The 13,495-nt window shown below is 73.2% G+C and carries 10 protein-coding genes; 8 read left to right on the top strand and 2 right to left on the bottom strand.

Features of this window, described 5'->3' with window-relative positions; all coding sequences use genetic code 11:
* Positions 1-112 precede the first annotated feature (112 nt).
* From A4A78_RS11120 to A4A78_RS11130, 3 genes are all read left to right on the top strand, one after another.
* Entirely contained in the window at positions 113-1,444 is a 1,332-nt protein-coding gene (locus tag A4A78_RS11120; RefSeq protein ID WP_062949197.1) for a pitrilysin family protein, read from the top strand.
* A gap of 64 nt (positions 1,445-1,508) precedes the next feature.
* A complete protein-coding gene (gene dapB / locus A4A78_RS11125) occupies positions 1,509-2,288 on the top strand; it encodes a 4-hydroxy-tetrahydrodipicolinate reductase (RefSeq protein ID WP_062949199.1) in 780 nt (259 codons plus the stop codon).
* Between the two features lie 20 nt (positions 2,289-2,308).
* Positions 2,309-2,710, top strand: coding sequence for a hypothetical protein (locus A4A78_RS11130; protein WP_062949201.1), 402 nt, complete (start codon positions 2,309-2,311; stop codon positions 2,708-2,710).
* An 85-nt stretch (positions 2,711-2,795) separates the two neighbouring features.
* On the opposite strand, the gene A4A78_RS11135 is transcribed toward A4A78_RS11130, so the two are convergent.
* Together A4A78_RS11135 and A4A78_RS11140 are read right to left on the bottom strand one after the other, a co-directional pair.
* Positions 2,796-3,110: an AzlD domain-containing protein gene (locus A4A78_RS11135; protein WP_010551385.1), complete on the bottom strand. Its 315-nt coding sequence runs from the start codon at positions 3,108-3,110 to the stop codon at positions 2,796-2,798.
* The gene (locus A4A78_RS11140; RefSeq protein ID WP_082835300.1) at positions 3,107-3,889 is read right to left on the bottom strand and encodes an AzlC family ABC transporter permease; all 783 of its coding nucleotides are present in this window, start codon (positions 3,887-3,889) and stop codon (positions 3,107-3,109) included. The genes A4A78_RS11135 and A4A78_RS11140 overlap by 4 nt, the downstream gene beginning before the upstream one ends.
* A 74-nt stretch (positions 3,890-3,963) precedes the next feature.
* On the opposite strand from A4A78_RS11140, the gene A4A78_RS11145 reads away from it, so the two are divergent.
* From A4A78_RS11145 to A4A78_RS11165, 5 genes are all read left to right on the top strand, one after another.
* On the top strand, positions 3,964-4,680 hold the full coding sequence (locus A4A78_RS11145; protein WP_062949205.1) for an HAD-IA family hydrolase: 717 nt from the start codon (positions 3,964-3,966) through the stop codon (positions 4,678-4,680).
* Positions 4,681-4,844: 164 nt separating this feature from the next.
* The gene (gene asnB, locus A4A78_RS11150; protein ID WP_062949207.1) at positions 4,845-7,604 is read left to right on the top strand and encodes an asparagine synthase (glutamine-hydrolyzing); all 2,760 of its coding nucleotides are present in this window, start codon (positions 4,845-4,847) and stop codon (positions 7,602-7,604) included.
* 142 nt (positions 7,605-7,746) lie between these two features.
* Positions 7,747-8,655 (top strand): 4-hydroxy-tetrahydrodipicolinate synthase, encoded by a 909-nt coding sequence (gene dapA, locus A4A78_RS11155; RefSeq protein ID WP_062949209.1) that lies wholly within the window; start codon positions 7,747-7,749, stop codon positions 8,653-8,655.
* A 31-nt stretch (positions 8,656-8,686) separates the two neighbouring features.
* Entirely contained in the window at positions 8,687-10,381 is a 1,695-nt protein-coding gene (locus A4A78_RS11160) for a ribonuclease J (protein WP_062949211.1), read from the top strand.
* Positions 10,382-10,529: 148 nt separating this feature from the next.
* Positions 10,530-13,460, top strand: coding sequence for a DNA translocase FtsK (locus A4A78_RS11165; RefSeq protein ID WP_231881022.1), 2,931 nt, complete (start codon positions 10,530-10,532; stop codon positions 13,458-13,460).
* Positions 13,461-13,495: the final 35 nt, after the last annotated feature.

Consider the following 13,495-nt stretch of genomic DNA (forward strand, 5'->3'; position numbering starts at 1 on the left):
GGCGACAGCAGGAGGGGAGGCGCCCGAGCCCGGGCGCCTCCCCTCAGTGCATCCCGGTCGCCGTGACGAACGGCTCGGCGACCTCCCACCCGCCCCGTGGAACAATCGAGCGATGCCTTACGACCTCCTGTACGACGATCCTGCCTCCGACGTCATCCTCGACGCCGCGACCGGCGTGCGGCGCAGCATCCTGCCCGGCGGGGTGCGGCTGCTCACCCAGACCGACCGCAGCGTGCGCAGCGCGAGCATCGGGCTGTGGCTGCCCGTCGGCTCCCGCGACGAGGCCCCCGCCCATGCGGGATCGACCCATGTGCTCGAGCACCTGCTGTTCAAGGGCACCCGGCGCCGCAGCGCGATGGACATCGCCACCGCCTTCGACGAGGTGGGCGGCGACTCCAACGCCGTCACCGCCAAGGAGCACACCCTCTACTACGGACGGGTGCGCTCGGCCGACGTGCCGATGGCCGTGGACGTCCTCACCGACATGATCACCGCCTCCGTCCTCGAGCAGGATGCGCTCGCCACCGAGCGCGAGGTCATCCTCGAGGAGCTTGCGATGGCGGAGGACGACCCGAACGACGTCGGCTACGAGACCTTCCTCGCCCAGGTGCTCGGCCCGGACACGGCGCTCGGCCGTCCCGTCGGCGGCACCGCCGCGAGCGTCGAGGCGCTCACCATCGACGACGTCCGCGCCCACTACCGCGAGCACTACCGGCCGGACAACCTCGTGGTCACCGCCGTCGGCGACATCGACCACGACGAGCTGGCCGGCCTCCTGGCCGCGGGCCTGCGCCGCGGCGGCTGGAGCCTGGAGGAGGGGGCGCTGCCCTCCCGCGCGCGGCGCGCCGCGACCGCCGTGCCGAGCGAGGGGATCGCCGCCGACGTCGGCGCGCTCGTCCCGCACCGTCTCGCCCGCCCCACCGAGCAGAACCACATCTACCTCGGCGGGCAGGGCCTCACCGCGCTCAGCGAGGACCGCCACACCCTCTCGGTGCTCATGTCCGTGCTCGGCGGCGGCATGTCCTCCCGCCTGTTCCAGTCCGTCCGCGAGGAGCGGGGGCTGGCCTACACCGTCTACTCCTTCAGCGCCGGCTACCGCGATGCGGGACTGTTCGGCATGTACGCCGCCTGCCGTCCCGGCCGCACGGGCCAGGTCGTCGAGCTGCTGGCCGAGGAGCTGGGCCGCATGGGCGAGGCGGGCATCGAGGAGCTCGAGTTGACCCGGGCGAAGGGCCAGATCACCGGCTCCTTCGCGCTCGGCCTCGAGGACACCAGCTCCCGGATGGGGCGCCTCGGCACCATCGAGCTGGTCCACGGCCGCTACACCAGCGTCGACGAGACCCTCGCCCGCATCGGGGAGGTCGACGTCGCCGACGTGCGGGACCTCGCCGCGCGCCTGGCCCGCTCGTACAGCACCCGGGTCGAGGTCGGCCCCGAGCGCTGACCGCGACTCGCGCACCGTCCCCGTCCCCGTCCCTCCCTGCACCGCCACGACCCCAGGAGCCGCCATGACCCCCGCATCCACCTCGTCCTCCGCACGCCCCACCCGCGTCGCCGTGCTCGGCGCCGCCGGCCGCATGGGCGCGGCCGCCTGCCGTGCCGTCGAGGACGCCGACGACCTCGAGCTCGTCGCCCGGATCGGCCGCGGCGACGACCTGACCGCCGTGGCCGAGGCCGGGGCCGAGGTCGCGATCGACCTCACCGTCCCCTCCGCCACCGCCGACAACGTCGCCTGGCTGATCGACCACGGCATCCACGCCGTGGTCGGCACCACCGGCTGGACCGAGGAGTCGCTCGAGGAGCTGCGGGAGCGGCTCGCGGGCGCCGAGGGCGTGGGCGTGCTGATCGCCCCGAACTTCGCGATCGGCGCCGTGCTCGCCATGCGTTTCGCCGAGGTGGCCGCGCGCTACTACGACAGCGCCGAGATCATCGAGATGCACCACGAGAACAAGCTCGACGCCCCCTCCGGCACGGCCCGCCACACCGCCGCCGCGATCGCCCGCGGCCGTGCCGCGGCCGGTCTCGGCCCGGTCCCGGACGCCACCGAGAAGGATCCGGACGGCGCCCGCGGCGCGGTCGTCGACGGCATCCACGTCCACGCGGTGCGGCAGCGCGGACTCGTCGCCCACGAGGTCGTGCAGTTCGGCGGGGTGGGGGAGCAGTTCGTGCTGCGCCACGACTCCTTCGACCGCATCAGCTTCATGCCCGGCGTGCTGCTGGGCGTGCGCGAGGTCGCCGCGCACCCGGGCCTCACCGTGGGCCTGGACGGCTACATGGACCTCGGCTGAGGCCCGGGACGGGGACAGGGATGCGACAGAAGCTGATGGTCGCGGTGCTCCTCCTGGTCACCGCGGCCTATGCGTGGGGCCTGGGCTGGATCGCCTGGGGCTTCGTGCGCGCCGGGGGAGGGCTCGGGTACGGGCTGGCCATCGGCATCGTGGTGCTGCTGGTGCTGACCGTGTGGGTGACCTGGCGCGAGGTGCTCTTCGGCATGGCCGCCGGCGACCTCTCCGCCCGGTACGAGCCCCCGGCCGACGCCGAGCCGGAGGACCCCCGGGCCGAGTTCGAGGCCGCGCGCACCGCGGTCCAGGGCGGCGGCGAGGGGGAGTGGAGCGCCTGGTTCCGCCTCGCCCTGGCCTACGACGCGCTGCGCGACCGCAAGGGGGCGCGCATGGCGACCCGTCGCGCCATCGAGGCCGCGCGCCGCTGACCCGTCGGGCGTCCTCGCGCCGGGAGCCCGGGCGATAGTGATGGCGAGCGGTGCGCCGAGCGGCGCGACGAGCAGGACGCCGGGCTCAGGCCCAGCCGAGCGCCCGCAGCGCGGCCGCGGCCGCGGCGGCGCCGACCACGACCACGAGGAACGGCGCCCGCACCAGCAGCAGCACCACCGCGACGCCCAGCCCGGCCAGACGCGCGTCCAGCACGACCTCCGTCCCGTCGGCCGCGGTCTGGGTCGCCACCAGCGCCCCCAGCAGCGCGATCGGCAGCAGGCGCGTGATCCGCGCGATCCGGGGGCGCTCGAGCACGTCCTGCGGCGCCTGGTAACCGATCCACTTCTGCACGAAGGACAGCACCGACGCGGCGATCACCGCGATCCACAGCAGGCTCATCGCCGCTCCTCCTCGTCCGCCGCGGGCTCGTCGTCCGACGCATCGCCCTCGGGCGCGGCGTGCCCCGTCGCCCCGCGACGGGACGGCAGCAGACCGGCCACCACCGCGACCAGCGCCGCGGCGAGAACCGGCAGCCCGGCGGGCAGCACCGGCGTGGTCAGCAGCGCCACGAACGCCGCGGCCACCGCGATCGCGACCGCGTCCCCGCTGCGCAGCCGCGGCCACAGCAGCGCGATGAACGCCCCGGCCGCGGCGGCGTCGAGCCCCCAGGCCGCGGGATCGGCGATGTGCTGACCGGCCAGCGCGCCCGCGAGGGTGAACAGGTTCCAGAAGACGTACACCCACACCCCGGCGGACCAGAACCCCGCCCGACGCTCCGCCTCGGTCGCGCCCGTCGCCGCCAGCGCCGCGGACTCGTCGATCGTCAGCTGCGCGCGGGCCGCCCCCTTCGCCCCGCCGCGCGGAAGGGAGGGCGCGAGGATCAGCCCGTACAGCGTGTTGCGGATCCCCAGCAGCAGCGAGGCGAGCGCCGCGCCGAGGGCGGAGCCGCCCCCGCCGACCACGCCCACGAAGGCGAACTGGCTGCCGCCGGTGAACATCACCGCGGAGAGCACCATCGCCTGCCACAGGTCGAGCCCGGAGGCGGTCGCAAGCGCGCCGAAGCTGATCCCGTACAGCCCCGTCGCCAGCCCGATCGAGAAGCCGGTGTGACGGATCGTGCGCAGGGACGCACCAGGGGCGTCGGGGCGCGGCGACGGAGCGGGGGCGGCGGCGGTCATGATGCTCGACACTCTACGATCACCTGCACGGACCTCCTCCGCGCGTCCGCCAGGGGATATGAGATTCTGACGGCATGACGGACTCCCAGGATCCCGCTCCCGACACCGCCCTGCCGCTGCGCACCGGCGCCCTCCTGCTGGACATGGACGGGACCCTGATCGACTCGGGCCCCGCCGTCGAGCGGTGCTGGAACACGCTTCTGCGCGAGCTGGGCACCGACCTCCGGTTCGGCCACGCCCATCACGGCATGCCCGCCCGCCGCATCCTCGCCCAGATCCTGCCCGAGGAGAGCGAGGCCGAGCTCGACGCGGCCCACCGCCGGATCGAGGAGCTCGAGATGCAGGACGTGGAGGGGATCGTCGTCCTGCCCGGCACCGAGCGGCTGCTCGCCGAGCTCGACGCCGCCGCCGAGACCCTGGGCCGCACGAGCTGGACCATCGTCACCTCCTGCACCCGGCCCCTGTTCGAGGCCCGCTGGTCCCGCACCGGGCTGCCCGTGCCCGAGGGGCTGGTCACCGCGGACCAGGTCACCCACGGCAAGCCCGATCCGGAGCCGTACCTCCTGGGCGCCGAGCGGGTCGGGGTCGAGCCCTCCCGCACCGTCGTCCTCGAGGACTCCGTCGGCGGGCTCCGCGCCGGGATCGCCGCCGGCGCCCGCACCGTCGCCGTGACGACGACCACCCCCGCCGGGGAGCTGTCCCCGCTCGCGGACGCCCTGGTCACCTCGCTGGACGACCTCGAGGTCCGCGTCGAGGGCGAGGACCTCGTCCTCACCCGCCGCGGAAGCTGACCGTCGCGCCGCGCCTGCTCCGTCGGCCGCGGCCCCGTTGATACCCTTGGGCGGCCCGACCGGTCCGTCCCGCGCCCTGCGGACGACGTCCCCGAAGTCGTCGCCCCACGGCGGCGAGCGTCCGGACCGAGGGCGCAGCCGTCCCCCTCGAAAGGACTCGCCCCATGTGCGGAATCGCCGGCACCTACGGATACGGCGCTGACACCGAGCGGATCGCCCGCCGGATGAGCGGCGCCCTGGCCCACCGCGGTCCCGACGGCGAGGGCCTCTTCGTCGACGGCGAGGCCGGGCTGGCCCACCGGCGCCTGGCCATCATCGACCGCGAGCACGGCGCCCAGCCGATGACCACCGCCGACGGCCGCTACACCATCGTCTACAACGGCGAGACCTACAACTACCTCGAGCTGCGCGCCGAGCTCGAGCAGCTCGGGCACACCTTCCGCACCGACTCGGACACCGAGGTGCTGCTGGAGGCGCACGCCGAGTGGGGCACCGCCGCCTACGACCGCTTCAACGGCATGTTCGCCTTCGCGATCCACGACGCGACCACCGGCACCGTCACCCTCGCGCGCGACCACTTCGGCATCAAGCCGCTCTACTACCGCGTGGACCCCGCCTCCGAGCCCGGTGGGGCGCCGAAGGTCGTCTTCGGCTCGGAGATCCGCTCGCTGCTCGCCTCCGGCACCTTCGAGGCCGCGCCGGACGACCGGGCCGTCTACCGGTACCTGAAGTTCCGCGTCCAGGACGACGACTCCCGCACCTTCTTCGCCGGCGTGAACCGCCTGATGTCCGGCGAGGTGCTCGAGATCCGCCCCGACGGCACCGAGGTGCGCTCCTTCACCCGGCTGAAGGAGGAGCTGCGCGAGATCGCCGCCCGCCCCAGCCGCCCCTACGACCAGTCGGTCGTGGACGAGTACCGCGAGCGCTTCCAGGACTCCGTGCGGATGCGCCTGCAGTCCGAGGTCCCCGTCGGCACCTCCCTCTCCGGCGGCCTGGACTCCTCCGCTGTCGCCGCCGTCATCGCGCGGCAGCTGCGGGAGCAGCCCGAGGACGCCGGCTACGAGGCGGTCGGCTCCCGCCAGAACACCTTCTCCGCCGTCTTCCCGAACTCCTCCAACGACGAGGAGCGCTACGTCGACGCGCTGCTGGACGAGAACCGCGGCCAGATCACGGCCCACAAGATCCACCCGCAGCCCGAGGCGTTCCTCGAGGATCTCCACGACTTCGTGCGCACCCAGGAGGAGCCGATCATCTCGACCGGCCCCTACGCGCAGTACGCGGTGATGCGCGAGGCCAGCCAGCACATCACCGTGCTCCTGGACGGCCAGGGCGCCGACGAGATGATGGCCGGGTACAACCCGTACTTCTACGTCTACCTCCGCCAGCTACGCCGCCAGAAGAGGTTCAAGGAGCTCGCCTCCGAGGTGGTCGGCTCCCGTGACATCCTCCGCAAGCTGGCCCGCACCAAGTTCTCCGGCCGCACCTCCGTGCCGATGGAGGCGCTGCTGAACTCCGGCTTCGTCGCCGAGCACAGCGGCGAGAAGGTCACCTCCGTCCAGGACGACCTCAAGGAGCGTCTGCTCGAGGACACCTTCCGCTCCTCCCTGCCCTCGCTGCTGCGCTACGAGGACAAGAACACGATGCGCTTCAGCATCGAGGGGCGCGTGCCGTTCGTCGACAAGGAGCTGCTGAAGTTCCTGTTCTCCCTCGACGAGTCCGCGATCATCCACGACGGATGGAACAAGCGGATCCTGCGCGAGGCGATGGACGGGATCCTCCCCGACATGATCTCCAAGCGCCGCAACAAGATCGGCTTCACCACCCCCGAGGGGGAGTGGTTCCGCTCGATCGCCCCGCAGCTGCGGGACGTCTTCGCCTCCGCGTCCTTCGCCTCCCGGCCCTACTTCGACGCGCCGAGCGTGCTGGCGCTGTTCGACGACTACATCGCCCATCCGGAGAACCACGGCACGCTGATGTTCTGGCGCCTGCTGAACGTCGAGCTGTGGATGCGCACCTTCTTCGACGACGCCGAGGGCGCCACCCTCGCGCTCGGCGGCTCGGCCGACGAGGCCGCGCTCGCCGCCGCCCCGGCCCCCGCCGCCGTCGCCGCGGAGCCCGCGGCCGAGGAGGAGGTCGTGCCCAAGAGCGACTACGTCGCCAACGAGGGCAAGCAGCTCGACCTCGTCTCCGAGGCCGACGGGCGCACCTGGCGCCGCCTGCCGCTGCAGACCGCGCTGGTCGCCCGCGGCGACGACGTCGAGCGGATCGCCCGCGAGCGGGTCGAGGCCTTCGCCGCGTCCCTGCCGGGCGGCGTCGTCCCCGACGGCGCTCCCTGGTACTTCGTGATCAGCGAGAAGATCATCGCGATCACGCAGGGCCGCTCCTGGTTCACCTGGGAGATCAGGCCCCGCCGCTCCGCCAAGGTGCTCAGCCGCTTCGTCTCCCGCACCCCGGCCGGCATCGGCCTGGGCGACCCGACCACGATGGAGCTCGCGATCCGCGAGGTGGGGCTCCCGCGCGTCGTCGCCGCCTCCGCCGTCGGCGCCGCGGGCAAGGTCGTCGGCAGGCGCGGCCTGTTCTACGAGGTCGTCGGCGCGAACGTGCGCGCGATCGACGGACCCACCCCGTACTCCGCCTTCCCCTCGAACGTCTCCGCGAAGCTCCCGCCCAAGGATCCGGACGCGGTCGCCGCGCGGATCTCCGCGGGCATCCGCGGCGCGGACATCCCCGCCGCGCTGCGCGACAGCTTCGTCGGCACGGTCGTGATGGACGCCAACGACATCGGCCGCAACGTGCTGGGCTCGGACGTGCCCACCACGAACGAGGTGCTCGAGGCGACCTTCGCCGACAACCCCCTCGGCCAGGGCCGCCAGCGCACGCCGCTGGCGATCCTCGTCGACCTCGGCGGCGCGGACCGGCGCTGAGGACGTCGCGGCGGCGGGCCCTCGCCCCGCCGGAGCCCGCCGCGGCACGGCGCCGACGGACCCGCCGCGTGCCGGGACGGCACGGGACACGGCCCGCCCCTGCACTAGGATCCGGGCAGCAGCACTTCCCCTGGAGGAGACCATGAGCAGCACCGACCAGCGCCCTGCGCGACCGTTCGGCGCGGTGGGGACCGCGATGGTCACCCCGCTGAGCGAGGACGGCCACCGCGTCGACCTCGACGCGGCCCAGTCGCTCGCCGCCCACGTCGTCGAGCACGGCCACGACCTCGTGGTCGTCTCCGGCACGACGGGGGAGGCGCCCACCCTCACCGACGTCGAGAAGATCGACCTGGCCCGCGCGGTGGTCGAGGCCGTCGGTGAATACGCGACCGTGGTCGCCGGCGTCGGCACCTACGACACCGCCCACTCGATCGACCTCGCCCGCGCGCACGCCGAGGTCGGCGTCGACGGGCTGCTCGTGGTCACGCCCTACTACTCCAAGCCCTCCCAGGCCGGGGTCGTCTCCCACACCACCGCGATCGCGGACTCCACCGACCTGCCCGTGATGCTCTACGACATCCCCGGCCGCTCCGGGATCCCGCTGGCGCTGGAGACCCTGCTGCGTCTGGCGGAGAACCCGCGCATCGTCGCGGTGAAGGACGCCAAGGCCGACCTCCAGCAGGCCTCCCTCGTCATGGCGCAGACCGACCTCGTCTACTACTCCGGCGAGGACGCGCTGAACCTGCCCTGGCTGACGCTCGGCGCGGCCGGCATGGTCTCCGTGGTCAGCCAGATCGCCGGCGACATCGAGCGGGAGATGGTCGAGGCGGTGGACCGCTCCGACCTGTCCGCCGCCCTCGAGGCCCATCGCCAGCTCGTGCCCGTGGTCGAGGCGATCATGAACCGGATGCCCGGCGCTGTCGCCGCGAAGGCCGCGCTGCACCTGCAGGGCGTGCTCCCGCACGCCGCGATGCGCGGGCCGCACCTGCCCGCCGACGCCACCCAGCTGCGCGAGCTCTCCGCCGCACTGGACGCCGCCGGCCTGCTCTGACCCGATCCGCCCGAGTGCCGAGGAGACCCAGATGACCGCCGCCTTCACCGACCGTCTCCCCGCACCGCCCGAGCTCGCCCCGGGCACGCTGCGGATCACGCCGCTGGGCGGCCTCGGCGACGTGGGCCGCAACATGACCGTCCTCGAGTACGAGGGCCGCCTGCTGATCGTCGACTGCGGGGTGCTCTTCCCCGAGGAGTCCCAGCCCGGCGTGGACCTGATCCTGCCGGACTTCGACATGCTCGAGGACCGGCTCGACGACGTCGCCGCGATCGTGCTCACCCACGGGCACGAGGACCACATCGGCGCCGTGCCCTACCTGCTGCGGCGCAAGCCCGACATCCCGCTGGTGGGCAGCCAGCTGACCCTCGCCTTCCTCGAGGCGAAGCTGCGCGAGCACCGCATCCGTCCCTTCACCCTCGCCGTCGCGGAGGGGCAGACCGAGAGCTTCGGTCCCTTCGAGTGCGAGTTCGTGGCCGTGAACCACTCGATCCCCGACGCGCTCGCGGTGCACGTGAGCACCCCCGCCGGGACCGTCCTGCACACCGGCGACTTCAAGATGGACCAGCTCCCGCTCGACGGGCGGATCACCGACCTGCGCGCCTTCGCCCGCCTCGGCGAGGCCGGGGTGGACCTGTTCATGACCGACTCCACCAACGCCGAGGTCCCCGGCTTCACCGTCGGCGAGCAGGAGATCGGTCCGGTGCTGAAGGGGATCTTCGCCCGCGCACGCCAGAAGATCGTCGTGGCCTCCTTCTCCAGCCACGTCCACCGCGTCCAGCAGGTGCTCGACGCCGCCGCGGCGCACGGGCGGAAGGTCGCCTTCGTGGGCCGCTCGATGGTGCGGAACATGGGCATCGCCGCCGAGATGGGCTACCTCCGCGTCCCCGAGGACACCCTCGTCGACGTCAAGCGCATCGACTCCCTGCTCGACGAGCAGGTGGTGCTGATGTGCACCGGCAGCCAGGGCGAGCCGATGGCGGCGCTGGGCCGGATCGCGAACCGCGACCACCGCGTCTCCGTCGGCCCCGGCGACGTGGTCATCCTCGCCTCCTCCCTCATCCCCGGCAACGAGAACGCGGTCTTCCGCGTGGTCAACGGGCTCATGGCGCTCGGCGCCGAGGTGGTCCACAAGGGCAGCGCCAAGGTCCACACCTCCGGGCACGCCAGCGAGGGCGAGCTGCTGTACTGCTACAACATCGTGCGGCCGAAGAACGTCATGCCGATCCACGGCGAGGTCCGCCACCTCATCGCCAACGGCCGCATCGCCGAGGCCACCGGCGTGCCGCGCGAGCGCGTGGTCCTCGCCCGCGACGGCCAGGTCGTGGACCTGAAGGACGGGATCGCCCAGGTGGTCGGGGAGATCCTCAACGGCTACGTGTACGTGGACGGCTCGAGCGTCGGCGAGATCTCCGAGGCGGACCTCAAGGACCGCCGCATCCTCGGCGACGAGGGGTTCATCTCCCTGTTCGCGGTCGTGAACTCCGAGACCGGGGCGCTGATCGCGGGACCCGAGATCCACGCCCGCGGCGTCGCCGAGGACGACGCGGTCTTCGACCGGCTCCGGCCCGACATCGTCAAGGCCCTCGAGCAGGCGGTCGCCGACCAGGCCGACCGCCGCGACACCTACCAGCTGCAGCAGGTCATGCGGCGTGTCGTCGGCCGCTATGTCGGCCAGCGGCTGCGCCGGCGGCCCATGATCATCCCGGTGGTCGTCGAGGCCTGAGCCCCCTGCGGCGCGCCGGCTCGGCCCGGCGCGCTCCCGCGGCGGGCGCCGGGGCCCCGCCGCGACCGCGACGTGATCCGCGCCCGAGGAGCGGATCGCGCGGGTCGCCTCCCGGGCCGAGCGGGGGCCGGAATGTACCATCGGGACCATGGCGACACGTACGTCTTCCCCCGCACGTGCGTCGAAAGGCTCGTCCCGCTCCTCGGCCTCCGGCAGCTCCCGGACCCGCGGAGCCGCGGCGAACGACCCCTCGACGCTCCCCCTGCCGGTGCGCGCAGTGCGCTCCGGCTATCTGGCGATCGCCCGCATGGTCGGCGGCATGGTCCGCGGCATCGGGGTGCAGCGCTGGGAGGTCGAGCCCGAGCAGCGGCGCGACGGCTACGCGCTGTTCCTGATGCTGATCGCGGTGCTCGTCGCCGTGGTCGAGTGGTGGCAGTCCAGCGGACCCGTGCTCGGCGCCGTGCACACCGTGGTCGCCGGCACCTTCGGCATCTCCTCCATGGTGATCCCGCTGCTGGCCGCAGGCTGGTCGCTGCGCATGTTCCGGCGCCCCGACCAGTTGCGCGCCAACACCCGCATCTCGATCGGGATCGCCGTGCTGCTCACCGCGATCTCCGCCATCGCCTCGGTCTCGGCGCGGCTGCCCGCCCCGGCCGACGGCATCGACGCCCTCGCCCGCGGCGGCGGCGTGCTCGGCTATCTCGCGGCCGCGCCGCTCGAGGCGCTGCTGCCGCCGCTGGCCGTCGTGATCATCCACTCCGCCCTGATCGCCTTCGGCATCCTCGTGCTGACCGCGACGCCGGTCGAGTCGATCCCCTCCCGCCTGCGCGGCGTCTACGACGTGATGGTCGGCCGCAGCGAGGAGGAGGACGAGGAGCGCATCGCCTTCGGCCTGCGCCCGCGCCGCGTCGACCCGGCCGTGCACGAGCAGGAGACCGAGGCCCAGCCCGCCGCCCGCACCCGTCGCCGCACCCGCAAGGAGAAGGCGGAGGCCGCGGAGGCCGAACGGGACCACGAGGCGTTCGGCTACGCCGGCGACGAGGCCTTCGAGCAGGGCGTGGCCGAGGAGGGCCGCCCCGGCGCGAAGAAGCCGGGCCGCGCCGGCAAGGGCGCGAAGGCGGCAAAGGCCGGCCCCGCCGGTCCGCGCCGCGGCGCCCCGGAGGACGCGACCGAGGTCTTCGACGTCGTCGAGGACGAGAACCAGCGCGCCAAGACCTTCCCCACCGGCGACGACGCGCCCACCGCGGCGCTGCCCGCCAAGGGCGCCCGCGGCGGCGACCGCACCACCCCCATGCCCACGAAGAAGGCGCCCGCCGCCGCACCGGCGGAGAAGCCCGAGGACGCGACCGAGCTGGTGCATCCGCCGATGGGCGACCTGCCCCGCGCGGGCGAGCAGCTCGAGCTCGCCGGCGACGTGGTCTACACCCTGCCGGAGTCCTCCTTCCTGCTCGAGGGGCCGCCGCACAAGACCCGCTCCGAGGCCAACGACCGGGTGGTCAACGCGCTCGAGGAGGTCTTCGAGCAGTTCAAGGTCGCCGCCGAGGTGGTGGGCTTCTCCCGTGGCCCGACGGTCACCCGCTACGAGGTCGAGCTCGAGCCCGGCACCAAGGTCGAGAAGGTCACGGCGCTCGACAAGAACATCGCCTACGCCGTCGCGAGCTCGGACGTGCGCATCCTCTCGCCGATCCCCGGCAAGAAGGCGATCGGCATCGAGATCCCCAACACCGACCGCGAGACCGTCGCGCTCGGCGACGTGCTGCGCAGCCAGGTCGCCCGCCGCAACGAGCACCCGCTGGTGATGGGCGTGGGCAAGGACGTCGAGGGCGGGTTCGTCGTCGCGAACCTCGCCAAGATGCCGCACCTGCTGGTCGCGGGCGCCACCGGCGCCGGCAAGTCCAGCTTCGTCAACTCGATGATCACCTCGATCCTCATGCGCGCGACCCCGGAGGAGGTGCGGATGGTGCTGGTGGACCCCAAGCGCGTGGAGCTCACCATCTACGAGGGCATCCCGCACCTGATCACCCCGATCATCACCAACCCGAAGAAGGCCGCCGAGGCGCTCGAGTGGGTCGTCAAGGAGATGGACGCCCGCTACGACGACCTCGCCGCCTTCGGGTTCAAGCACATCGACGACTTCAACAAGGCCGTGCGCGCCGGGGAGGTGCAGGTCCCCGCCGGCAGCGAGCGGCGCCTGGCTCCCTACCCGTACCTGCTGGTGGTCGTCGACGAGCTCGCGGACCTCATGATGGTCGCCCCCCGCGACGTCGAGGCCTCGATCCAGCGCATCACCCAGCTCGCCCGCGCCGCGGGGATCCACCTGATCCTCGCCACGCAGCGCCCGTCGGTCGACGTCGTCACCGGCATCATCAAGGCGAACGTGCCCAGCCGCCTCGCCTTCTCGACCTCCTCCCTGCAGGACTCCCGCGTCATCCTCGACACGCCCGGTGCGGAGAAGCTCATCGGCCAGGGCGACGCCCTGTTCCACCCGATGGGCAAGGCGAAGCCGATGCGCGTCCAGGGCGCCTGGGTCAACGAGTCGGAGATCCACAAGGTCGTCGACCACGTCAAGACGCAGATGACGCCGAACTACCGCGAGGACGTCACCGTCGTCGCGGAGAAGAAGCAGATCGACGACGACATCGGCGACGATCTCGAGGTGCTGCTGCAGGCCGCGGAGCTCGTGGTCACCACGCAGTTCGGCTCGACCTCCATGCTGCAGCGCAAGCTGCGCGTCGGCTTCGCGAAGGCGGGCCGGCTGATGGACCTGCTCGAGTCCCGCGAGATCGTCGGCCCCTCTGAGGGCTCCAAGGCCCGCGACGTGCTCGTCCACCCCGACGAGCTCGGCACCGCGATCGCCCGCATCCGCGGCGAGGAGTCCCCGGGCGGGGAGGGCGACGAGCCCTACGGCGCCGACCAGGCCGTCGACCTCGAGCCCGAGCCGACCGAGCCCGTAGGCGACGGCGGCGCAGGCCGGTACGACACCGACCCGCTCGCCGACGACGGCACCGAGCCCGCCGTCGACTACTACGACGAGGACGACGAGGAGAACGAGGACGCCTGGAGCCTCACCGGCCGCTGAGCGTCCCGCCCCCGCCCCCTCCGCCCCTCCCGTCC

The organism is Brachybacterium sp. sponge (assembly GCF_001613775.1).
Lineage (GTDB): Bacteria > Actinomycetota > Actinomycetes > Actinomycetales > Dermabacteraceae > Brachybacterium > Brachybacterium conglomeratum.